Annotated in this window: 20 protein-coding genes; 6 read left to right on the plus strand and 14 right to left on the minus strand. The window is 58.4% G+C overall.

Features of this window, described 5'->3' with window-relative positions:
* Window positions 1-38: 38 nt before the first annotated feature.
* The 7 genes from murF to dinB form a co-directional block, all read right to left on the minus strand.
* Window positions 39-1,472, minus strand: a complete 1,434-nt coding sequence (gene murF, locus H2O65_RS06795; RefSeq protein ID WP_182141004.1) for a UDP-N-acetylmuramoyl-tripeptide--D-alanyl-D-alanine ligase — start codon at window positions 1,470-1,472, stop codon at window positions 39-41.
* A 78-nt stretch (window positions 1,473-1,550) separates the two neighbouring features.
* Window positions 1,551-3,296, minus strand: a complete 1,746-nt coding sequence (locus H2O65_RS06800) for a penicillin-binding protein 2 (protein ID WP_182141005.1) — start codon at window positions 3,294-3,296, stop codon at window positions 1,551-1,553.
* Window positions 3,293-3,700, minus strand: coding sequence for a hypothetical protein (locus H2O65_RS06805; RefSeq protein ID WP_182141006.1), 408 nt, complete (start codon window positions 3,698-3,700; stop codon window positions 3,293-3,295). Before H2O65_RS06805 ends, H2O65_RS06800 begins: the two co-directional genes overlap by 4 nt.
* Window positions 3,687-4,655, minus strand: a complete 969-nt coding sequence (gene rsmH, locus H2O65_RS06810; protein WP_182141007.1) for a 16S rRNA (cytosine(1402)-N(4))-methyltransferase RsmH — start codon at window positions 4,653-4,655, stop codon at window positions 3,687-3,689. Before rsmH ends, H2O65_RS06805 begins: the two co-directional genes overlap by 14 nt.
* A gap of 123 nt (window positions 4,656-4,778) precedes the next feature.
* The gene (mraZ, locus tag H2O65_RS06815) at window positions 4,779-5,210 is read right to left on the minus strand and encodes a division/cell wall cluster transcriptional repressor MraZ (protein WP_182141008.1); all 432 of its coding nucleotides are present in this window, start codon (window positions 5,208-5,210) and stop codon (window positions 4,779-4,781) included.
* A gap of 284 nt (window positions 5,211-5,494) precedes the next feature.
* Window positions 5,495-5,911 (minus strand): DUF3040 domain-containing protein, encoded by a 417-nt coding sequence (locus H2O65_RS06820; protein WP_182141009.1) that lies wholly within the window; start codon window positions 5,909-5,911, stop codon window positions 5,495-5,497.
* 108 nt (window positions 5,912-6,019) lie between these two features.
* Window positions 6,020-7,234 carry a DNA polymerase IV gene (dinB, locus tag H2O65_RS06825; protein ID WP_182141010.1) on the minus strand — a complete coding sequence of 405 codons (1,215 nt, stop codon included), beginning with the start codon at window positions 7,232-7,234 and terminating at the stop codon, window positions 6,020-6,022.
* An 82-nt stretch (window positions 7,235-7,316) separates the two neighbouring features.
* On the opposite strand from dinB, the gene H2O65_RS06830 reads away from it, so the two are divergent.
* A complete protein-coding gene (locus tag H2O65_RS06830; protein ID WP_182141011.1) occupies window positions 7,317-8,114 on the plus strand; it encodes a spermidine synthase in 798 nt (265 codons plus the stop codon).
* Window positions 8,115-8,118: 4 nt separating this feature from the next.
* On the opposite strand, the gene H2O65_RS06835 is transcribed toward H2O65_RS06830, so the two are convergent.
* Window positions 8,119-9,327, minus strand: coding sequence for a PAC2 family protein (locus tag H2O65_RS06835; protein ID WP_182141012.1), 1,209 nt, complete (start codon window positions 9,325-9,327; stop codon window positions 8,119-8,121).
* Window positions 9,328-9,619: 292 nt separating this feature from the next.
* Here H2O65_RS06835 and H2O65_RS06840 point away from each other — a divergent pair, with 292 nt between their 5' ends.
* The 3 genes from H2O65_RS06840 (at window position 9,620) to H2O65_RS06850 (ending at window position 15,054) form a co-directional block, all read left to right on the plus strand.
* On the plus strand, window positions 9,620-11,821 hold the full coding sequence (locus tag H2O65_RS06840) for an AAA family ATPase (RefSeq protein WP_182142709.1): 2,202 nt from the start codon (window positions 9,620-9,622) through the stop codon (window positions 11,819-11,821).
* 46 nt (window positions 11,822-11,867) lie between these two features.
* Window positions 11,868-13,076, plus strand: a complete 1,209-nt coding sequence (gene serA / locus H2O65_RS06845) for a phosphoglycerate dehydrogenase (protein ID WP_182142710.1) — start codon at window positions 11,868-11,870, stop codon at window positions 13,074-13,076.
* A gap of 76 nt (window positions 13,077-13,152) precedes the next feature.
* Window positions 13,153-15,054: an AMP-binding protein gene (locus H2O65_RS06850; protein WP_182141013.1), complete on the plus strand. Its 1,902-nt coding sequence runs from the start codon at window positions 13,153-13,155 to the stop codon at window positions 15,052-15,054.
* Here H2O65_RS06850 and nrdR read toward each other — a convergent pair.
* Window positions 15,040-15,501 carry a transcriptional regulator NrdR gene (gene nrdR, locus H2O65_RS06855; RefSeq protein WP_182141014.1) on the minus strand — a complete coding sequence of 154 codons (462 nt, stop codon included), beginning with the start codon at window positions 15,499-15,501 and terminating at the stop codon, window positions 15,040-15,042. The two genes, H2O65_RS06850 and nrdR, sit on opposite strands and share 15 nt — an antisense overlap.
* A gap of 66 nt (window positions 15,502-15,567) precedes the next feature.
* Window positions 15,568-16,146: a LysM peptidoglycan-binding domain-containing protein gene (locus H2O65_RS06860; RefSeq protein ID WP_182141015.1), complete on the minus strand. Its 579-nt coding sequence runs from the start codon at window positions 16,144-16,146 to the stop codon at window positions 15,568-15,570.
* Between the two features lie 180 nt (window positions 16,147-16,326).
* On the opposite strand from H2O65_RS06860, the gene lexA reads away from it, so the two are divergent.
* Window positions 16,327-16,983, plus strand: coding sequence for a transcriptional repressor LexA (lexA, locus tag H2O65_RS06865; RefSeq protein ID WP_182141016.1), 657 nt, complete (start codon window positions 16,327-16,329; stop codon window positions 16,981-16,983).
* A 741-nt stretch (window positions 16,984-17,724) separates the two neighbouring features.
* Here lexA and H2O65_RS06870 read toward each other — a convergent pair.
* Both H2O65_RS06870 and hflX read right to left on the minus strand, forming a co-directional pair.
* Entirely contained in the window at window positions 17,725-18,708 is a 984-nt protein-coding gene (locus H2O65_RS06870) for an L-lactate dehydrogenase (protein ID WP_182141017.1), read from the minus strand.
* A gap of 106 nt (window positions 18,709-18,814) precedes the next feature.
* Window positions 18,815-20,359 (minus strand): GTPase HflX, encoded by a 1,545-nt coding sequence (gene hflX / locus H2O65_RS06875; protein WP_182141018.1) that lies wholly within the window; start codon window positions 20,357-20,359, stop codon window positions 18,815-18,817.
* Window positions 20,360-20,454: 95 nt separating this feature from the next.
* Here hflX and H2O65_RS06880 point away from each other — a divergent pair, with 95 nt between their 5' ends.
* Window positions 20,455-21,090: a class I SAM-dependent methyltransferase gene (locus tag H2O65_RS06880; RefSeq protein ID WP_182141019.1), complete on the plus strand. Its 636-nt coding sequence runs from the start codon at window positions 20,455-20,457 to the stop codon at window positions 21,088-21,090.
* Here the strand turns inward: H2O65_RS06880 and miaA are convergent.
* Together miaA and miaB are read right to left on the minus strand one after the other, a co-directional pair.
* Window positions 21,067-21,999 carry a tRNA (adenosine(37)-N6)-dimethylallyltransferase MiaA gene (gene miaA, locus H2O65_RS06885; RefSeq protein WP_182141020.1) on the minus strand — a complete coding sequence of 311 codons (933 nt, stop codon included), beginning with the start codon at window positions 21,997-21,999 and terminating at the stop codon, window positions 21,067-21,069. The two genes, H2O65_RS06880 and miaA, sit on opposite strands and share 24 nt — an antisense overlap.
* A 15-nt stretch (window positions 22,000-22,014) precedes the next feature.
* Window positions 22,015-23,535 (minus strand): tRNA (N6-isopentenyl adenosine(37)-C2)-methylthiotransferase MiaB, encoded by a 1,521-nt coding sequence (gene miaB, locus H2O65_RS06890; RefSeq protein ID WP_182142711.1) that lies wholly within the window; start codon window positions 23,533-23,535, stop codon window positions 22,015-22,017.
* Window positions 23,536-23,583: the final 48 nt, after the last annotated feature.

A 23,583-nucleotide genomic window follows, 5' to 3' on the forward strand; every position in this document is an offset into this window, starting at 1 on the left:
CTCCGTTTGCCTGGTCGTACATGTCCACCGCCATGATCCTACGCTGTCGCACGAAGTGCATTCGCGATTTCCCACACGCCAGAACCGTACGATCCTTTCAAGAGAACAAGGTCGCCGTCTCTCATGGCACCCCTCAGTGCGCCGAGTGCGCCTTGGGAATCCTCTGTTTCAAACTTCGAAACACCCGCATCGACAGACTCATGAAGTGGTGAAGCTCCCACCCCGACAGTGATCAGCACGTCAGGATTGGCAGCCGCGACAGCTTTACCGACCTCGCGGTGAATCTCTGCTGAGTGTTCTCCCAACTCGAGCATTTCACCAAGTACCATAACCAGCCGTCGACCATTCCTGAGCGACGTCGCGGCACCAAACGAAGCCGCCATCGAGTCCGGGTTCGCGTTGTATGCGTCATCGATCATTGTTACGACCACATCTTTGCCATCGGTCGTTGCCACACGCAGACCCTCAGTCATGTCCATACGATGTGGTGATACGGCACCCGCGACCTCAAGTTCACGAACAGCGGTAATGGTGGACCGACCAAGGACGTAGTTGCAGGCAACAGTTGCGAGCGCATTGCTAACCTGGTGGCGGCCGACAAGGCGAAGCTTCACCCGCCCTCGAAAATCGGGGGTTTCAAGAACAAAACTCGGAGCTCCGTCGGCCTCAACCTGCACCAATGTGGCTCTTACCTGGGCATCTTCCAGCCCTGCAGCAGAAAAGAAGCACACCTCTCCGGGGCAAGCCTGAGCCATTCCAGCCACAGTTGGGTCATCCGCGTTGAGGATGCCAACACCATCTGGGACAAGGCCCTCAACGAGCTCGCGCTTCGTAGCAATCAGGCTCTCTAGCGAGTCATATCCGCCTAGGTGGGCGCGGCCAACCATCAGTTCAATCGCGGTATCCAACGGTGCAATCTCTGTCAGATAACGGATATGACCCGGTCCTGATGCGCCCATCTCCAGAACCATGAACCGTGTGTCTTCGTCACCCTTGAGAATGGTCAGCGGGCACCCGACCTCGTTGTTGAAGGAAAGAATGGGGGCAACCGTGGGACCCGAACGTGCCAACACGCGAGCCAGAAGGTCCTTAACTGTTGTCTTACCTGCAGATCCCGTAATGCCCGCAACTTGGATTGGTCCGCTGCTCCGCAAATCGGCGAGATGTGCTTTTGCTAATCGACCCAGAGCAACAGTGGAATCCCTAACGACAACCTGGGGAATCGACAGCGAATCTGAAGCCCGCTCAACCACCGCCGCAACTGCGCCCGCGTCGACTGCCTGGTGCAGGTAGCTATGCCCGTCACTGGTTTCACCAACCCTGGCGAAGTAAAGGGAACCGGCCACGCATTCACGAGAGTCCGTGGTTGCTAACCCAACGTCCACACCATCTGGCAGATCGTATGCAGTGAGACCCTCGATGTAGGTCTCACCTTCCGTCGCGGCCGCAATCCACTCAAGCGAGCGAAACATCACGCCTCCTCTGCGGGCTCTTCGTTACAGAAAACTATCCACACTGCTTCTCATAATTCCAATAGTACGGGTAGTTTCTCATGCCCCTGGATCACTAGGAAATAGCGCCGGTGCTTCCTTAGACGGCGGAATCCCCAGTACGCGTATACAGTCCGTCACGATCTGATGCACAAGCGGCGCGGCAGTTTCGCTCCCCTTGTACAGACCCGTTGGCTTGTAGAGGATCGTCGAAATGGCCACCTGGGGGTTGTCCGCCGGGAAAAGTGCCACCATGTTCGCGATTGTTCCGCCGGTGCCTATCTCGGATGTACCCGTCTTCGCTGCGACACGGTAGCCGTCAACGTTTGCCAGATACCCCGAACCACCGTTGGTAACAGACTCAAGCATTTTCACCAGGGTCTGGGCAACTTCAGGTTGAACAACTTCTGTCGGAACCCCCCGGTCGAGCTCTTGCACGGTGCCGTCCGGAGCCGTGAACCCCGAAACGAGGGTCGGCGCGATTCGCACCCCACCGTTACCCAAAGTTGCCATGACCGAGGCGGCTTGTACCGCGTTAATGGCGTATCCCTGCCCAAAGGTCGTTGTGTAGAAGGTTCTACCATCCCAGTCCTCAGGACTACTGAGAATTCCAGCTGATTCGCCCGCCAACTGCACCCCGGTCTTCTCCCCGAGGCCGAAGCGTCGCATTAGTTCGTAGCGATCCTCAGCCGGAATCTGCTCACCGATCATCACGGTCCCGGTGTTCAAGGATTGGGCTATGATCCCGGTTGCAGTCTTCGTGAAAGTCTCATGGGGGACCATGTCGCTGAACGTTTGCCCGTTAGAAGTCGTGTACTTGTCGGCCATTGTGAAGGTTGACTCGGGCGTGATCACACCGCGTTCCAGTGCGCCAGCAAATGTGAAGATCTTTCCCACGGACCCTGGCTCGTAAACCATCTGGACCGCCTTTGAGGCTTGGGGTCCGTTCTCCGGAGTCGTGGTGTCTGAGTCTGCGAGTGCAAGAATCTCCGCACTCGCGACATCCATAACCACGGCGGCTCCCCACTCAGCACCGTGCTGGTCAACGGCTGCATCCAGTTCACTCTGGACCGCATACTGGAGATCTGCAACAAGGGTGGTGTTCACCGTGTCTCCGGGTTGAGCCTCTTTTGAGACAACCTTAGCGCCGGGAATGACCGCACCAGTCGGCCCGATCTCATAGGATTCCTCACCTGGCTCTCCGGTCAGCGCATCCTGAAATATCAGTTCGAGGCCGGAGTTGCCATCCCCCGCGACATCGACGCTACCCAAGACCGTACCCGCGAGGGAACCCCCGGGATAGAGTCGATCGAAGGAAGGTTCCCATTCGATCCCGTAGATTCCCAGCCGCCGGATCTCTCGGTAGGTATCAGGCTCAACATTCTTCGCTAGGTACTGGTAGGTACTATCGCCTAAGAGCATGCCCCCGAGCTCAGCTACATCCATACCCAGAATCGGCGCCAGTTGGCGAGCGGCCTCGGCGGGCCCCCGGCCGACAATCACGCCGTTGTCATCCACATTGCGATATTCGAGGAGTGCCTTCTGATTCGCCGCGATGTGGTAGGTGATACGCGACTCCACTAAGACCACGCCATCAGCATCAACGATTGAGCCACGGGGGGCTTGAATCGCACTGGCTGAAGTACGGACCACGCGACCCTGGTCAGCTAGTTCATCCCCACGCACAATCTGAATCATGAAAAGCTGTGCTGCAGCAACAAGTAGAAATACGACTGCAACGATGAGTATCGATCGGGACCGTCGAGTAGCAGTGCCTCTGCTCGAAGGGGCAGGTCGGTCGGTCATTGGGCAGCCTCTCCGCCCTCGACCGTTCTGGTCTCAAGGGTGACTGCGCCGATACTCCCCGAACGAACCAAACCAATGGCGTTCGCCTTCTCCTCAAGTTTCTGGGGCGAGGAGACAATCAACAGCTCTGCTTCCAAGGTCTCAACCCGCGCGTTAATTTCTGCCAGCTGGACCTGTTGATCACGAATCTCGTAGGCCCGCTGAGCCATTTGCGTGTTGACAACCATGGGCAAGGCGATGGTTAGGATCACCAAAAGACTCGCAATGAGGATGAAGGGCCATGCAGAAGTGCGTACGTTGATTTTCTGCCCGGTGACGACTTGAATCCGAGTGGAGGACGATATCCCCGGAGTGACACTCTGCGTCGACTGAGGAAGAACTGGCTGTGCGCTAGCGGACATCATGCCTCCACTGAGTCAGAAGTTCGGCGGCGCGCAAGCGCACCGGAATTGAGCGAGGGTTGGTATTTGCCTCAGATTCTGAAGCCCGTTCGGCACCTCGCGTAAGCAAACGCAGAGTCCTGTGGGCATCAACTTCGTCAGCGGTCATTGGGAGCCCTGCCGGAAGCTGTGGGTTCGCTCCCGCATTGAAATAGTCCTTGACGATGCGATCTTCAAGGGACTGGTATGCCTCGACGACAAGACGCCCTCCAACAGCCAGGTTTGAGAGCGCAGCTGGGATAGCATCCTCCAAAATCGCCAGTTCATCATTTACTGCGATTCGGATTGCCTGGAAGGTACGCTTAGCCGGATTACCGCCAGTACGCCGTGCCGGCGCAGGAATCGCGGCGCGCACGATGTCAACCAACTGCCCAGTCGTCTGCAATGGGTCAGTCTCACGACGCTTGACCACCAGGTCTGCAATGCGAGGAGCAAACTTCTCATCCCCGTACCTGCGCAGGATTCTCACCAGGTCATTGCGATCAATGCGGGCAAGCAGTTCTGCAGCGCTCTCGCCAGATGTCGCGTCCATCCTCATATCAAGGGGGGCGTCCGTGGCATAGGAGAATCCACGCTCGACCTCGTCCAACTGCATCGAAGAAACCCCAAGATCCATCAGGATCCCGTTCGCCAACTGGCCGTCGAGCGCGTCACCGATTTGATCGTATGTTCCTTGGAATGGCCTGAAGCGGTTCCCAAAGGGCGCAAGTCTCGCCGAAGCCAACTCCAAAGCCACGGGATCTCGGTCGATACCAATGACTGTGAGGGAGGGAAATCTCTTGAGAGCACCCTCCGTGTGCCCCCCGAGTCCGACTGTCGCGTCGACCATGAGGGGAGAAGCAACCTCAAACGCGGGGGCCAAGAGGTCAAGGCAACGAGCCAACATGACCGGTGTGTGCTTCACAGCGGTGTCCGTCATTGTCTTCCTCTCTGAACTTCGGGCTGTCTGCTTGAGGTCACTATCTGAGTGGTCGCGGTGGGCACTGGTCGGTTCTGACAACGGGGAAGTGAAGTCAGAGCGCGTCCCAGTGCCCGCGCGAAGCTAAAACATTCCTGGAATAACCTCCTCAACGGACTGGGAGAAGGCCTCTTCTTGAGCGGAGAGATAACGGTTCCAGGCTTCCGCATCCCAAATTTCAGCTCGGGTGCCGACACCTACGACGATGAGGTCCCGGGATAACCCGGCATACATGCGAAGTCGTGGTGGGACTGTGATGCGCCCCTGCTTGTCGGGAACCTCATCTGAGGCGCCCGACATCAGCACGCGAATATAGTCGCGCGCATTCTTCGAGGCACTTGGCGATTTTGCGAGATCATCAACCATCCGAGAGAACTCTGCAGCTGAAACCACGTAGAGACAGCGGTCTTGACCGGGGGTAATTACGAGGCCGTCGGCAAGCTGATCGCGGAACTTCGCAGGCAGGATGACCCGGCCCTTCTCATCCATCTTTGGTTCATAGGTACCCAGGAACACACCCCACCCCCTCTCGATCTGTCCACAATACTCCACTTCCCTCCACTTGTATCCCTTGACGCCGTTATTTCTCAGATTTTGGCCAATAGTCTTTTGAGTATTCCCTGTTCAACCATGGGGGGAGGAAAGTGGGGGTAGTTCTCGAAATCTGGGGATACTTGGGCCCCGGAGGACTGGCTTGCACCCGCCTGGGCGCCACCGCCTGCTCGAAGCACGCCGGGAAGTAGGCACAGAAAAAGCCAACTGAAATCTCAGTTGGCTTCCTAGTTTCCAGTTCTTCGCCGCTACTGCCCTCGGTTCTGCCACCGTTCGCGACGTTGCGCATCCCGCTCTTCTTTCGAGATCTTGGGGGCCTTCTGCGCTTGCCGAACGCCATCATTTGTGGGTAGGGCATTCTTGTCAGTGCTCAAAGCCAAGAGAACACCGCCTACCATGCACGCAAAACCAGCTACACCCAAAAGGATTGTCCATAGCGCCACCCCGATTGTCACCCCGAGCAGAACTACCGCAAGGCCGACTGCCGCAAGGATCGAACCAAGTGCAATGCGACGCGGGGAAAGAGGTGCTGACGGGGCGCGCTCCGGAGCCTTCTCCGGCTCCGGCAATGATGAGGCCATCGTGTCTGCAAGATCGGGATCCTGCTGACGTAAGTGCTGCTCCATCTCAGCCAGAATCTGCTTCTCATACTCTGAAAGAGCCATCACTTACCCCCTGTCCCACATCAACTCGGTTCCCCAATATCACTACCTAGTCTACCCGGATCCCGACGCCCCAACTAACCATGCTTTCCATCTACACGCACCGGGGTGCTACTTCTTACCCGGAAGGAGCGATGCCGGCATGACCGCACCCGCCCCAAATCGCTCTTGAGCAGCATCCATTGCCAGTTCAGCCACCCGCGGACGCGGGTCTTCATCTAACAGCGTAGGAACCCCTCCGTCACCCCCGACCAATGAGGATACGCCCACACCCGCTAGGCGAACACCACCCGATGGCAGCGAGCGCATCTCAATCAAAGAAGTCGCGACCTGAGCGATCTCACGGCCAACGTCAGTAGGTGCTAAGAGAGTCTTGGATCGAGCAGTGGTATTGAACTTCTGGTCGCGAACCTTTACGGTAACCGTCCATGCAAGGAGGCCCATCTTTCGTAGCCGTCTGGCGCAATCGTGAGCTGCCCTGAGGATAAAGGCCTTGAGAACCTCTGGCGATGTCACATTCACCTCGAAGGTTCTTTCCGTGGAAATCGACTTCTCCCGTTCCCTTGTCGACACTGCCCTGTCATCAACCCCCCATGCCAACGCATTGAGGTGCTGGGCACTGGCATTGCCAATCCATTGCGCCAAGTCACGAATCGGCACATTCGCCAACTGACCAACTGTGTCGATGCCACGTACCCGCAGAACCTCCCCCGTCCTCTTTCCAACGCCCCACAGCGCCCCGATGGGAAGGGGATGAAGGAAGTCAAGTGTCCGGTCCTTTGGTATGAGCAAACGACCATCGGGCTTCGCGTGCGCAGAAGCGATCTTTGCCACGCTCTTCGTTGCCGCAATGCCAACCGAAGCGGGAAGGCCCACTTCCTCACGGATTCTTGTTCGAATGAGGCCGCCAACTTCCACGGGCGAGCCAAACTGGCGGCGAGCACCGCTGACATCCAGAAAAGCCTCATCAATACTGACTGGTTCCACCAGTGGAGTCACGCTGTGCAGTACTTCCATCACCTGTTTGGAGTAGCTGCCATAGAGGTCATGACGCCCAGGAAGCAAGACAGCCGCTGGGCAGAGTGCGCGGGCGCGCCCAATCGGCATACCCGCACGGACTCCAAACGCCCTCGCCTCATAAGTTGCGGCAGTGACAACGCCGCGGACTCCGATGCCGCCCACAATCACCGGCAGTCCCCGGAGTGCTGGGTTCTGTAACACCTCCACCGAGGCAAAGAAGCTGTCCATGTCAACGTGGAGAATCGGAGCCTCACTGTCGTCACCACCCCACTGGCTGTGGACTTTGCCCCGCGGTGAGACTGACATTGCTTCCACCTCCTTCCCCACCTACACCGTAGCTAGTCCCTCCGACATTTCACTACCACCTGAGACTATGTAGGGTAAAGCAGTGGCCAAGGTACAAAAGAGAACTGCCCTCCCCCATTCGGTGACGCGGATGGGCACGGAGATATCCAGCACCGGCTCTTCGCTTAGAGTCAGCGCGTCGGGAATCGAACAATCCGTCATCGACCTCAGTCGTCCAAAAACCATTGAGTTTGAATACCTGCAACATATGGACGTGCTCTTGGACATGGCTCATGAAGCATGGTCCATCCCGCATCTGCGCGCCTTCCACGGCGGAGCCGGCGCCTGCGCACTCCCCCTCGCATGGGAAGCCAAGCATCCGGCAATGTCACAGGTTGCAGTTGAAGTGGACCCTGAGCTCGTAGAAGTCGTTGGTGGGGCCGCCGGTCTCAAGAGGAAACCTCGACTCAAGTTGAGAGTAGGAGACGCGGAGCAAGTTCTCGCTGGATCTGGAGCCAAGTACAACGTCATCGTTCGTGACGCGTTTGTTGGCTCCCGAACGCCCCGTCACCTGACAACTAGCAAGTGGACGAACCTGGTCGCGTCGCGTCTCCTGGACGAGGGCGTCTACCTTGTCAATGTCGGCAGGGACAGGACCGCGCCGTCAAAGGAGGAAGTGGCAACCGTCCTCGACATCTTCGCCGTGACAACTGTTGTGACAGACCCAAAAGTGTGGCGCGGTGACCGCAGCGGTAACCTCGTCGTAGCGGGGTGGGTTGGCCTGCTACCTGACTTTGACGAACTAGACCGGGTGCTGCGACGGCTGCCCCTGCCTGCACGTCTCTACCGAACCGATGAGGTGAGGCGTTGGCTGGGTGGCGCCCAACCAATCGACCACTAGGGAACTACGCACCGCCATCGTCAACGGGACCTTCCTTGAAGGGAGGCTCATCTGGCTCTTCGGGCAGGCGATCCAGCTCCCACACGTTTGGCGCACGGTGTCTTGGCCGAGGTCGAGACACGCCAGCTCCGTCCTCCACACCTTCAGAGTTCGCGTCGTCGCCAGTTGATCCTGGGAGTCTCTGCTCGCTTGCTGGCTTCTGCTTGGAGCGTGTCTTCAAGTAGCTCTCGATTGCGTCACCGATCGCATCCGCCATGGAGTCCGTTGGCGTACTATCCATCCGTTCGGCCTCGGGAAACACGGCCTGATCAATACCAGTCAAGTCATCCCATCCAGGCAGGACCGCCTCCAACTGTGAGGTTGCATCCTCCGCTTCCTCCCCGCGCATCACGGAATCAATCTCGATGCCCTCAGCGGCAGCCAGTGAGATCGAGTCGAAGTGCTGTTCAAGACCCTGAACAGTGCGTTGCAGGTCGGGGTTAACTTCAAGAAGTCTCTCCACCTGGCTCGCGTCCTCGTCCGCACCTCTCTCAAGGTCACCAATGGGGAGCTGCAGGTCAGCGATCTCCGCTAGACGCCTCAACAGTGCCGACGATGCTCTGGGGAATGTCACATCAGAGAGGTAATAGGGCACTGTCGCAAGCAGCGTTGCGCCAGTGACGCCTTCAAGATGAAGGTGGTACTGGAGGAATGATGTCAGTGGTGCCGGGAATCGAGCGGTGCCCCCCATCAGTGGCTGCTGCGGAATCACGTCGCGATCCGTGCTCTGCAGGTGGACTGTGGCGGGGCGGGTATGGGGAACTGCGGCTGGCAATCCGTGGAACGAAAAGATTGCTTCAACGCCAGCTTCCTCCGCCAGAGTGCCGACAGCATCACGGAAAGACTTCCAGCGAGCATCCGGCTCCGGACCATGAAGTAGCAAGATCGGGGTCCCGGCGTCATCGTGTACGAGGTCGAGGGCGATCTCAGGCTCCGACATGTCAGTCGTCACCCACTCGTCAACCTCCATAACAGGGCGGTGGGAGCGGTAATCGATCAACAGATCGGTGTCAAAAGTGGCGACACGTTCTGGCGACAGCGAAGTGAGAAGCTGAACCACAGCCAAGGTACCGGCTGAACCAGCATCCATGGCGCCCTCAAAATGAGCAATCAGGATTGGCGCCTTTGAACCGGCGGCAGGTCCTTTTGTGTAAAGGTCTTCGATACGCGCCATGATGCTCCCCTCCCGGTCACCAGTCCTAGTGTTCCCTTTCACCGTACTCGTTGACTCCCTGATTCGGCGAGGAACTCAACAAACATTGCGCTGGAAGGTGAACTGAACTCTCTATGAGTCACAAAACCTCTGGGTGCCGTCCGGTCCACGTTTAGGGAATAATGGACACTTGGTATTTTTCGGCCGGTAAGGAGCGAGTTTGAACACCGAGACTCCCAATCTTCCCAATCGAGAAGACGATTTGACGCAAGAACAAGAGTTCGTGAGTCACGCCTACTCGGTTCTTGATTCCATGAGGACCGACTACAGGGAAGCACAGCGCCGTATCGAGGCCCAAGGAGCCTGGGGATCACCCCAGGCTCGAACCGAGCGTGATGCCCAGGCCTCTCATTTTGGCGATCAGGCCATGCGTCTGGAGCAGATCCAAGACCACCTGGTGTTTGGCCGTGTCGATATGACGGACGCCAGCACCCACTACATCGGCCGCGCGGGCCTGCCGGACTCAACGGGGGGTCGTCTCCTTATTGACTGGCGCGCGCCGGCAGCGCGTCCTTTCTACCAGGCCACCGCTGTCACCCCCGCAGGCGTCGTTCGACGTCGCCACATCGCCACATCAGGAAGCGTTGTAACAGGGATCGAGGACGACGTTCTTGACGTCGATGCCGCAACTGACCAGGGGATGACTTTCCAGGGTGAAGGCGCTCTTATGTCGGCTCTTGCATCTGCCCGTGGCGGCCACATGAGTGACATAGTTGCAACGATTCAGGCCGAGCAGGATGCGATCATCCGCTCCGATGATCAGGGAATCGTCGTTGTTCAAGGTGGCCCCGGGACAGGGAAGACGGCCGTTGCACTGCACCGCGCGGCGTATCTTCTCTACACTCACCGCGAGCGCCTGGAGCGGTCTGGGGTTCTGATCGTCGGTCCGTCGCGGATTTTCCTGCGCTACATAGAGCAAGTTCTCCCTTCCCTCGGAGAGAACGGGGTCGTGTCAGTTCCGATGGGTGAACTGGTGCCGGGTATCCATGCGGTCGAAACGGACCCCGCGGAAGTTGCATTTGTCAAAGGCAAGACCGCTTGGATAGAGACTGCGAAGGCAGCGGTGCGCGACCTTCAACGCCTGCCTGCAGAGACAAAGACATTCTCGATTGGTGGCAAGACGGCCACTCTAACCCCAGCGGATGTGGCAGCGGCACGGAGCCGCGCTCGTCGAAGCAGCAAGCCGCACAACGTCGCGCGCACGGGGTTCGCCCTCGACCTAATAGATGTCCTTGTTAGGCAGGTTGCCGGTGCAGATCCCGATCCTGAAGACCTTGACTGGTGGAGGGAGTCCGTCCGCTCCAGTCGCGACGTGCGCAGAGAGATAAATCTGTGCTGGATGCCGACGAGGGCGACCGATCTTCTGAGCCGCCTCTACACAAAACCTGATCTGCTACGACGGGTTGCCCGCGGGCTCTCGGCGCGTGAACAGCTGTTGGTTTCCCGACCGTGGGATGCCCCCTTCACGGTCGCCGACGTTCCTCTTCTCGATGAGCTAGAGGAGCTGCTTGGAACTTCCGAGGAACTACTCAATCAGAAACGCCGCAATCGCGCTGCACTGGAGAACGAGGAACTGGAACGAGTTCGCATGGCCATGGAGGGGCAGAACCTTGGTGGGGGGATAGTGTCAGCCGAGGTGCTCGCCGAACGTGCCCGCGGGGAACGGGAATGGACGCCCCTTGCCGAGCGGGCCGTTGCAGACCGCACTTGGACGTATGGGCATGTCGTTGTCGATGAGGCACAGGACCTCTCTCCCATGGCATGGCACGCGCTCCTGCGGCGCTGTCCGGCTCGCTCATTCACAGTCGTGGGCGACCTCGACCAAGCGCGCGGGCACCAACGTCCCGCAAACTGGGAGAAAGCACTGGGTCCAGCCAAGCGTGGACTGTCATCGGAGTTCATTCTCACCGTTTCCTACAGAACACCGGCGACTGTCACCACGCTTGCGCAGCAGGTTCTCTCCGACCTCGGACAACCGCCACTGTATCCACTGACATCTGCTCGTGAGGTCGAGGACGCCCTGGCAGACACTGTTGTTCAAGGTGGTGACACAAACGGTGACCGGGAGGAAGATCCCCTCTGGAAGGCTGTGCAGGACGTGGTGGCACAGGAGGAAAGCCTCCTCGACGCGACCACGGGCCACGGGATGGGTCGAATCGGCGTGCTTGTCGCTGACGAGCGAGCACACCGTTGGCGCGGTGACATTTTCGGTTCCACCGCCCTCGATCACCGGGTCAGTGTGCTGAGCGTGGCGGGAGCAAAGGGTTTGGAGTTCGACACGACCATAGTTGTTGAACCAACAGAAATCCTCTCCGACGGGCCCGGGGACCTTTTCGTTGCAATGACCCGTTGCACGAAACGACTCCATTCGGTTCGTTCGACTGAACTGCCACGAGCTTGGGCGAAAGCTGTAACTAGTGTTTCTGACGAATGGCACCCAGAAGCAGGCCACTAGTCGGGACCATCCTGCAAATGCTGAAGGACTTCGGCACAATGCTCTGGTGACCAAAGTTCTACTTCTTGAAAATCCCCACCCAATTGCCGCCGAGCTTCTGAAGCGAGACAACTACGAGGTCGAGGTCGTTCACGGCAGCCTTGATGAAGACGACCTCATCGCAGCACTGGATGGTGTCTCCGTCCTCGGCATCAGATCCAAGACGGAAGTGACGCGCAAAGTCCTTGCGCACGCACCAAAACTGGAAGTTGTGGGAGCGTTCTGCATTGGCACCAACCAGATCGCTACGGAGTTCGCGGCCGAACGTGGGATCCCCGTATTCAACGCCCCTTATGCCAACACGCGGTCCGTGGTTGAACTAGCGATCGGCGAGATTATTGCCCTTACGCGCCGTCTCACCGTGAAGAACAGCCGCCTGCACAAGGGAGTATGGGACAAGTCCGCTGATCACGCTCACGAAATTCGAGGGCGGACACTGGGGATTATCGGATATGGCAACATCGGCACACAGCTTTCTGTCCTGGCTGAGGCGCTCGGGTTACGCGTAATCTTCTACGACATTGCCGAGAGGCTCGCCCTCGGCAACGCCCACCCCGCCGCAAGCATGGAAGAGGTGCTGCGGGAGGCTGACATCGTCTCGGTGCACGTCGACGGTAGCCTTTCAAACACCGGCCTGCTTGGCGAACGTGAGTTTGCCATGATGAAGCCTGGCGCAGTCTTCATCAATCTGTCACGTGGGTTCACCGTCGACGTTAATGCACTTCGCAGCGCACTTGAGAGCGGTCACCTTCTGGGTGCCGCCGTCGACGTGTTTCCTGAGGAACCGAAGGCAAACGGGGACCATTTCACGTCGGAACTCGCGGGATTGGACAACGTGATCCTCACTCCCCACATCGGTGGCTCAACGCTTGAAGCCCAGCATGATATTGCCGTATTCGTGGCGGGAAAAGTCCAGGGATACCTCTCCCGTGGATCGACTACGCTCAGCGTCAACCTCCCCAACTTGAGTCTGCCTGCTTCCTCGCCACGCGCCCAACGACTCTGCTTTGTTCACCACAACACGCCGGGTGTCATGGCTCGACTCAACGACGTCTTCGCGCAGGAGGGTGTCAACGTCGAAGGCCAGGCACTGGCGACCTCGGGGTCACTGGGTTACGCCATCACGGATCTGCGCTCACCCCTGAGCGAACACGCCCTCGAACTCATTGGATCGTCATCGTCCTCGGTGAGAATGCGGTACTTTCCCATTAGGTAATAGCCAATACCACCAGGTCGGTGACCTGTGTGTGGGTAAGCAGCTAACATCAAACACAGTCGAGCATGGAGGCACTATGAACCTGACAGAACAACTACGCCAGGGCTACGCTCCGGGTGTCCCATACTTCACGGACTCCGGGTCAACGTTGATCTGCGACTTCCTCTTCGACACCGCTGCGTACTATCCCAAGCGGATTGCCCTGGACTTCCTCAGCCAGCAAACAACCTATGAGGAGCTGGTTCACCAAGTCCGCCAAGCAGCGAGCGTCCTGCGTGATTCAGGTGTGAAGCAAGGCGACCACATTGCGCTCATAATGCCCAACTGCCCCCAACATGTTGTCGCGGTCTTCGCGATTGCCCTGGTAGGTGCGGTGTCGGTCGAACACAACCCGCTCGCTCCCGAAGAGGAACTGAAGAGTGAGTTTGCACGACACAAGTCCAAGACCGTCATCGCGTGGCAGAACACCGTTGAAAAGCTTGGTTTTCTCGGTTCAGACGTGCGGGTCTTCGGTGTCAACCTCGCCTACGCGCTCTCCCGCACTACGCGCATGCTGCTGAGACTTCCACTCAAGTCTGTAAAAGAGAAGAAGAGGATCCTAGGCGCATCCGTGCCAGATTTTGTTCGTTCTTGGGATCATGAGGTGCGTGAAGCGCAGCCCTGGATGGGTGATGCAACTGCCCATGCTGACGATCCAGCGGTCATGTTGCACACGTCCGGCACCACGGGTACACCCAAGGCAGCCGTCCTCTCGCACAAGAATCTTGCCTCCAATGTCTTCCAAGCAATCGCTTGGGTGTCACCCCTTCGCGAGGGCGCTGAGGTCTTCTACTCCATTCTCCCGTTCTTCCATGCTTACGGTTTCACAGTCACTCTCCTAGCCGGAGTTCGCCTGGGTGCAACAATTGCGATCTTCCCGAAGTTCGATGTCTCGCAGGTGTTGCTTTCCCAGAAGAGGCTCCCCTGCACTTTCTTTGTGGGAGTCCCCCCGATGTTTGACCGTCTCCTAGCCGAGGCACCCCACCTCAACGTGGATTTGACATCGATCAACTACACAATTTCCGGGGCAATGCCGCTCTCTGAAGAACTCTCGAAGCGCTGGGAGGAGGCCACAACTGGGTACGTAGTCGAGGGCTACGGGATGACCGAGGCATCGCCAATCATTCTTGGCTCTCCCCTGTCGCATGATCGCATACCTGGAGCCCTGGGTATTCCGTGGCCGTCGACGGAGATTCGGATTGTCGACCCGGAGAACCCGGAAGTCGATGTTGAAGAGGGGCAAATTGGGGAGTTGATCGCGCGAGGGCCCCAGGTCTTCCAAGGCTATCTAGACAACCCTGAAGAGACCGCGCTTGTTCTTCGTGATGGCTGGCTATTCACCGGTGACCTAGTGCAGGTTCGGAACGGCTTCGTCTTCATGGAAGATCGCCGGAAGGAACTAATCCTCTCGGGAGGCTTCAACGTGTACCCAAGCCAGGTTGAAGACGTTGTGCGTATGATGCCGGGCGTCGCTGACGTGGCTGTGGTTGGTATGCCCGGGGGCAACAAGGGTGAAGAGGTGGTTGCGGCACTGGTTCTCGAAGGTGGCGCGTCGGTGACCCTCGCTGATGTACGCGAATGGGCGGAGAAGTCTCTGGCTCACTATGCATTGCCGCGCCAAGTGGTGGTTCTGCAAGAACTTCCAAAGTCGCAGATTGGCAAAGTCATGCGGCGTTCCGTGCAACGGCAGATTGCTGAGCTTCAGAGCAACTTGGATGCGCGGTTCCCAACTTTGCGGGCCTCCGCTTCTGAGCTCAGTGAGCAGGTAGGTCAGGCAGCCGCAGCATTGAAGGAGTCGGTCGCGCAAGCCAGATCCGAAGCTTCTGAACGGGCCTCTGCGCTGCTTTCACCGGCAACGAGGACGACCAGGAGAAAGGCTCTGCCAGCAGCACCTCCGAGCAGTAGGAGGCCCGGCACAACTACGTTACTGTTGCCGTAAGTCGGCTATTGCGCGTTCAAAGTCTTCAAGAGACTGGAATGAGGAGTAGACAGAAGCGAACCGGAGGTATGCGACTTCGTCTAGTTCGCGCAGGAACGGCAACACGGCCTTCCCGACTTCATCTGCGGAGACTGTCGACTGCCCACTGACCCGCAGGGCCTCTTCGACCTGCTGCGCAATGATGGCCAAGTCATGTTCCGAAACCGGTCGACCCTGGCATGCCTTCCGCACGCCTACCGTCACTTTGTCGCGGGAGAAAGGTTCGACAACACCCGAGCGCTTCTCAACAGAGAACGACGATGTCTCGAGTGTTGTGAATCTGCGCTTGCATTCACTGCACTCCCGGCGGCGGCGTATTGTTGCACCATCATCGGTAACGCGGGTGTCGACAACGCGAGTGTCATCATTCTGACAGAACGGACAGTGCAAGGCGGCCCTCCAAATCATTGCTAGCACCTCAGCGATGCCAGTAGGAAGACTCTAAGATGTCCGGGGAGTTCCTGCAAAACCATTTCACTCAGCTGGGAGCAATAGTTCTTGTCCGGGGTGCAGAACATTGGCATCGAGTGCGTTCAACGACACAATGTCAGCCACCACGTCTTCTAAAGCCCGGCTTGACCCAAGGGATTCAGCCAGGCCCCAAACGGATTCCCCGGCAGTTACAGAGTGCACGTACGTCTCACCACCATAGGGCGCGGGACGGAGAGCCAGTCCCAAGCCGAGAGCAACCGAGAAGGCAACGACAACTGCGACGCTCCACGCCACAATCCGAAGTGCTACTGCGGTGAAGTCAACCCGCGGCAGGACGCTTGAAGCGGTCCCGGTAGCCTCAGCAGCGCTACGTGCTCCCGCAACGGCTGCAGACCCCATGGGCGCACGGGTACCAGCCACCGTAGCCGCGTCCGAGTCAACACTGACGTTGCCCGCTGTCTCCCGTCGCAACCGCCGACGAGCTTCATCAATCGAGACAACGGTCGCACCCCCCTGCGTCACGGGCCACACAGACACCTGGGCTGCGAGGGCGCTTCGACGCGGGCGTTCTGAGGGAACGGCCGAGGTCCCTGAAACCTCCAGTAGTGGTACCGCACTCATCACTTACTCCTTTGACACCGGTGGCAACTATGAACTTCCACACCGACAAGTTTCGAACAGTTGTTCGTCGAACACTTGTACGATACCAAGAGGTTCCGACATTTAGAAGACTCGCTCGAACATATGTTTCATTTCTGTGACAATTGCGCCTAAACTGGCGGAAACGGAAAGGGGTCCGCGATGTCTGATGAGTCAACTCTGACAAAGAGGCAACAACAGATTCTGAGTGTCGTTCGAAGCCTCACGGACGAAAGAGGGTACCCTCCTTCGCTCAGAGAGATTGGACGGGCGGTGAACCTCACCTCCCCATCAACCGTTAAGCACCACCTCGATGCACTGGAACGTGAAGGATTTATACAGCGCGACGCGGGGCGCCCTCGTGCCATTGATCTTCGGCGCGAACCCGCTGTGGAAGCACTGCGTCCCACGGAAGTGACAATCCCGGTTTCCCTCGCCGAGGGCGACTATGTGGCAGCGCCACTTGTCGGCCGAATTGCTGCTGGCACACCCATCACTGCGGAGCAACAAGTGGAAGATGTGTTCACGCTCCCAACCCGATTGACGGGGGGAGGCCAGCTTTTCGTCCTCGAAGTACACGGGGACTCAATGGTGGATGCCGCCATTTGTGACGGCGACTTCGTGGTCGTCCGCACGCAGAATGTTGCCGACAGCGGCATGATTGTCGCAGCCATGATTGACGGGGAGGCGACGGTCAAGGTCTTCTCTAAGGCAGACGGCCACGTCTGGCTACTACCCCAAAACGAGGACTACGCGCCGATCCCCGCCGATCACGCAACTATCCTCGGAAAAGTTGTGACAGTCGTGCGCTCACTTTAGGGGCCCTTCTGCGAAAACTCCTTCTTAGGGGCTCTTCTGCGAAAACTCCTTCGGGCCAGCCACCAACCCTAAGGTTGCTGGAGTCAAGTAAGGTTGCCGATATCGCCTAAGGTTGCCCGCAATTCGCAAAAACGGAGGCAACTCTAGGTGATACCGGCAACCTTGGCTGGTCACAAAAGGGGCTGTATGTGGTGCTCGAATCCTCCGGTCTGGAGGAGGCTGCGGTTGATGTAGTTTTGGAGGTTTCAAAATCATAGGGCGATGCCGCGGGGGTGGTCGAGGAGCCGGTTGGGCTTAGCGAGCCGGTTAGGACATACGGAGCCGGTCGGGCCAGCCCACCTTTAGATCTCACCGTTATGCAAGCCTGGTCGGCTCCCTATAGCGTAACCGGCTCCGTATGCCCTAACCGGCTCCGCAAAGCTGGGGAACCCCGCGGGCGCCTTGCACTTGGGCCGCCCCACCGGCACCCACACCCACACCCGCGGCACCCCACCCACACCCGCACCTCAAACCGCGAGATCGCATAGTATCGACAGTTTCAGGCCCAATAACAGTGTAATGTGTCGATACTATGCGATCTCGCGGTTTGAGGTAGGTAGTGACGGCAACGGTGACCGGTCGCAGAGGCGAGAAGGATACCCACAGCCTCTTCTGCGAAGAGCCTTCCACACGGCAAACGCGCCACAACCCAGGAGCTGTGGCGCGTCATGCACGCGCGTGGAACCGCTGCGCCTCAGACCATTAGAACCCGAGGGACTTCGCGACCGCCTTAATCTCATCCGCCGACTTTCGCAGGCCTGCGAACTCCCTACCGGACATCGGAGGAACCAGGGTGCGACCCGCGCCGTTGCGTGTAACCACGGTCGGAGCAGCCATGCATACATCACTAATTCCCGCCCAGTCCTCGAGCAGGCTGGAAATGGTCATGACACGGTGCTCATCCCGTAGAACCGCGGTTGCGATTGCAGTTGAAGCAAGACCGATTGCAAAGTTCGTTGCGCCCTTGCCCTCAATGATCTCGTAAGCAGAGTTCACCACATCCCTTGCGATCCGCTCCTTGAGTGCATCATCGAACGGCTTGCCTGAAAGCGTCGTTCCCCACTCTTGAACCGGGACGTTGCCAATCTCTGCAGACGACCACAAGGCGACCTCGGAGTCACCATGTTCGCCAGCAATAAGGGCATGGATTGACTTGGAGGAAATACCTGTTTCTTGCGAGATCAGGTACCGGAAACGCGAAGTGTCAAGAACCGTGCCCGAACCAAAGACCTGGTTGCGTGGAAGACCCGAGATCTTCAGCGCAGCATAGGTGACGACATCGACCGGGTTCGTTACGAACATGTAGATTGCATCCGGAGCAACCTCAAGCATCTGGGGCACGATGACCTTCATCAGATCGACCGTGGATTGTGCGAGGTCGAGACGTGACTGTCCGGGCTTCTGCTTAGCACCAGCCGTGACAATCACCAGGTCAGAGCCCTTGAGGATGTTGATGTCATCAGATCCCTCAACAGTACCCGTCGGGGTGAACTGAATGCCGTGCGCAATGTCCAGCGCATCCGCCCTCACCTTGGGGCCATTGATGTCGTACAGAGCGACTGAGCGGGCAACGCCCGAAATTGCTGCGGAGTAGGCAACCGCAGTTCCTACAGCGCCCGCGCCAACTACTGTCAGTTTGGACGGTCGGCCCATAGCCTTCGTTGAAGCCGTTGCTTTCTCTGCCATCGTGTCTCCTTCACTAGATGCTGTGATCCCCAGCTACATCTTGGCTGAAAACCGTGTGCCGCAACATGGATTTGGAATTTCGTTCACCGCTAGGTCCAGTCTATGCTCAGACACCCACCTCGCGCAGGCGCGCCGCGAGGTCTTTAGGGACCCGTCCCTTGAGCCGCACGCCAAGGTCGGTCCACTCTTCCTCGTCAACCTCCCCAACATCATGGGCTCTGCTCACCAGCCCCGCGTTCTTGAACGGGACGAGGAGGTCAATTTCAACTTCTGGTCGCGGGAGACGGCTGGCAACCTCTAGACGCAAGGCTTCTATGCCAAACCCAGTTTGAGCTGAGACTTCGAGAGCGTCCGGGTACAGTGCTCGGAGGCGTGCCCGCTCCGTGGCAGACGCAAGGTCTGTCTTGTTCAGGACGACGAGTTCTTTACCGCTGTCAAAGCCCTCTATCCCACTCAAAACGTCGCGAACTGCCTCAACTTGAGACTGAGGGTCAGCGTGAGACGCATCAACAACGTGCAAGACCAGGTCTGCCTCACCAATCTCCTCGAGTGTCGAGCGAAATGCCTCCACAAGCTGCGTCGGAAGGCTACGCACAAACCCAACGGTGTCCGTAACCGTATACTCGCGCCCGTCCTCGGTCTCAACTCTGCGAACCGTAGGGTCCAAGGTCGCGAACAGCGCGTCTGCCGCCATCACATCCGCACCTGTCAGAGCGTTGAGCAGTGTCGACTTCCCGGCGTTGGTGTAGCCGGCGATAGCGACAGCTGGCACCTCTCCTCTACGTCTCGACAGTCTCCGAGTTACGCGACCCGGTTCCATTTTCTTGATCTGCTGACGGAGCTTTGCCATCCGGGTGCGGATACGACGTCTATCCAACTCAATCTTGGTCTCGCCGGGACCACGTGATCCGATGCCTTCACCGCCCGCGACTCGACCGCCGGCCTGCCGAGACATCGACTCACCCCAACCACGCAGACGAGGGAGGAGGTACTCAAGCTGGGCTAGTTCAACCTGCGCCTTCCCCTCCCTGGACTTAGCGTGCTGAGCAAAAATATCGAGAATGACAGCAGTCCTGTCGATGACTTTGACGCCGACTGCGTCCTCGAGCGCACGCCGCTGCGAAGGGGCAAGATCCCCGTCTACAACAACGGTGTCCGACTCCGTCTCATGGACAACCTCCCGTAGTTCCTGCGCCTTGCCCTTGCCCAAGTAGGTCGCGGGATCCGGCTTATCCCTGCGCTGGAGCATCGCCGCGGTCACTGTGGCACCGGCCGTCTGGGCGAGGGCGGCAAGCTCGCGAAGAGAGTTCTCGGCATCCGCCGCAGTGCCTTCAGTGCGAAGGCCAACGACCACTACCCGTTCCAGTCTGACCTGGCGATACTCGACCTCTTGAATGTCCAAGAGCTCCGTTGAGGCAGCTAGGTGAGCAGATCTGCCCACAGAACGACGGTCCTGCCAGTCCTCATGGGAGGAACCTGTCAATCCCAGACCTACGATATCAATCGTGCCCGGGAGGGCCGCTGCATGATCATCCACTTCGGAGAAATCCGACTCATCCCGGGCAAGGATCCGCGCAGCAATCACCTCAGCTCGGGAGACCTGCGCTTCTGACGTCTCTTCACCTGAGTATTCGGTTTCGTCTTGACTCATGCTTCGATGCTAGTACGAAGTATGGCTCTCTTCACATGCCTGGTTCGTTCACACCTGCCCCTAGAGTGAGCACGCAGAGCTTGTAGTCTTAGCGGGTGAGTGAACACTATTTCTCCCCGCATAAGGACACCGATACCAACGATCTGGGAAAGCTACGCGATGTTCGCGTCGCCTACCGTGGTCATGACCTCAACCTTGTGGCGGGAGACAAGGTCTTCTCAGCATCGGAAGTCGATCTCGGAACGGAACAACTGCTTCACAAAGCACCTCCATTGCCAGACGCAGGCACTTTTCTCGACCTCGGCTGCGGATGGGGGCCGGTCGCGCTGACCATGGCTGCGGAGTCTCCGGCCGCAACGGTGTGGGCCGTGGACGTAAATGAGCGTGCTCTGGCGCTGACACGCATCAATGCCCACCGGGCCAGGCTTGACAACCTGCGGATCCTCGAGGCAGCAGTTGCGCTAGAGGAAGCCCGCCAGTCCGGTACGCGCTTCGACGTGATCTGGTCAAACCCTCCGATACGCATTGGCAAGACCTCTTTGCAGAGTCTTCTCCTTGAATGGCTGGATCTTCTGGCGGAGCAAGGCGTTGCATACCTTGTTGTCAATCGTCATCTTGGCGCAGATAGCCTGGCAAAGTGGCTTGACGACCAGGGATTTGTCGTTTCAAGGCTCGCATCCCGCAAGGGCTTCAGGATCCTTGAAGTCTCACGCGGTAAGGACAGAACTTAGGAGTTCCCGCGCGCGCCCCGCCACATCACCCTGGCGATCCACGTCAATCCACGTGATCCGCGGGTCTCGACGAAACCACTTCATCTGGCGACGGGCCAACTGTCTTGTCGCGATTGCCGTTGCCGAAATGGCCTCATCAACCGTCAACACGCCGTCGAGGACGCCCAGCGCCTGCGCGTATCCTGTGGCGCGTCGGGCAGTCTTGCCCTTGCGGAGCCCAAGGCCTTCTAGGCGCCGCACCTCCTCAAGAAGACCCCCGTCGAACATGGACTGTGCACGCCTCGCGATGCGCTCATCAAGGAATTCTTTACCCGCGCGCAGCCCGATCTGAACGGCGGGAAGCGCATAGGTATACCGCGGCAGAGACGATGAGTACGGGCGGCCAGTAAGCCTGATGACCTCCAAAGCACGAACGATCCTGCGTCCATTCGCACTGCCAATCGACTCGGCTGCCTGTGGGTCTAGCGCCATCAGCGTTCTGTGGAGCTGAGCCGGGCCCTGAGCCTCCAGCTCAGCCTCAAGTTGAGCACGAACAATCGTGTCCGTCGGGGGAAACTGCATTTCGTCAAGAAGTGCGCGTAGATACAGGCCCGATCCACCCACGACGATCGCTTGCTTACCGCCCTCTGCGATCCGTTCGAGAATATCGCGAGTCGCCTCCTGGTAGGCGGCAACCGAAGCATCCTCAGTCACGTCGAGGACGTCCAATTGGTGGTGAAGAAAACCCCTGCGGTGCTCTAGAGGCAGTTTTGCCGTCCCAATATCCATCCCGCGATAAAACTGCATGGAGTCAGCGTTGACAATCTCCACACGCTGGGGGCCACCGAACGACTCTGCAAGGTCGAGGGCGAGGTCGCTCTTTCCCGTGGCAGTTGGGCCAACAATTGCGACAACAGGCTGACTACTCACTGCGGTGACGCACCTTTAGCGGGTGCGCAGAACAGGAATACCCAGTGAGACGCCCACTGGATCTGCATCAACGCTGTCTTGCTTTTCCTGCCAGACATCACCTGCCCTTGTTGGACGAACCGTGTACAGTCCCCCATCACTCAGCGCCGAGTCAGCCAACAGGTGGTAGGGGGCTCCGTGAGTCACTTCCACATCGACAAAGTCGCCTGGCCGTGGCTTGGTGGCACCATCAGGCACAGCGAAGTGGATCAGGCGCCCGTCGCGGGCGCGTCCTGACAGCCTGTGACTCTCTCCGGACTTGCGACCTTCGCCCTCGGCCACCAGCACCTCGACCCGCGTACCTACCAGAGCAACATTCTCTTCCAACGAAATCCGGTTTTGCAGATCAAGGAGCCGCGCATACCGCTCAGCTACGACTTCGGGCGGCACGGAGTCCGTTCGGGCGCCAGCAGGTGTCCCAGGACGTGGAGAGTACTGAAATGTGAATGCCGATGCGAATCGAGACTCCTCCACAACATCTAGTGTTGCCTGAAAATCCTCTTCAGTTTCGCCCGGGAAGCCAACGATTATGTCCGTAGTAATTGCGGCATCGGGAATCGCAATGCGCACCTTCTCTAGGATGGAAGCAAACCTCTTGGCCCTATAGGAACGCCTCATGTCCTTGAGAACCCTGTCGGAACCAGACTGGAGCGGCATGTGTAAAGAGGGCATTATGGCGGGTGTTTCAGCCATTGCTTCAATGACGTCATCCGTGAAGGCCGCGGGGTGAGGAGACGTGAACCTAAGCCTTTCAAGGCCGGGGGTTGCTCCAACCTCCCGAAGCAGCTTTGCGAATGCCCCCCGATCACGGAACGAAGCGCCGTAAGAGTTCACATTCTGCCCCAGCAACGTCACTTCGATAGCGCCTTCGGAGACAACGGCTGCGACCTCGTCGAGGACTTCGGTTGGGAGGCGGTCACGTTCACGGCCACGAAGCCGCGGAACAATGCAGAAAGTACAGGTGTTGTTGCACCCCACCGAGATGGACACCCATGCCGCGTAGGCAGACTCCCTGACTGAGGGCAGAGTCGAAGGAAAGACTTTGAGTGACTCTTCGATTTCCACTGCAGCTGCCTGGTTGTGCTCGGATCTGCGAAGCAACGCAGGCAAGACATCCAAGTTGTGGGTTCCAAACACCGCATCAACCCAGGGTGCGCGCTCCACAATACCGTCACGCATCTGCTGGGCTAGGCACCCGCCGACGGCAATCTGCATGCCCGGTCGCTCACGCTTCACAGAGGCGAGCTGTCCGAGGTTGCCGAACAGGCGGTTTGCAGCGTTCTCACGAACGGAGCACGTGTTCACCACGACAACGTCAGCGCCGCCGTCGCCGGCATCGGTTGCCCTCAACATTGCACTGGGCACACTCTCAACTGGCACCAGTCCGGAATCCTCAAGAAGTCCGGCAATACGCTCAGAGTCGTGTTGGTTCATCTGGCACCCGAGAGTTCGAACCAAGTATGTGCGTGGCACATCGGCAGACCCCAGGAGGGACATGGGCTCGTTTGGAGCAGTATTATCATTCATCGCCAAGCCAGCCTAGTA

Source organism: Schaalia sp. JY-X169 (assembly GCF_014069575.1).
GTDB lineage: Bacteria > Actinomycetota > Actinomycetes > Actinomycetales > Actinomycetaceae > Scrofimicrobium.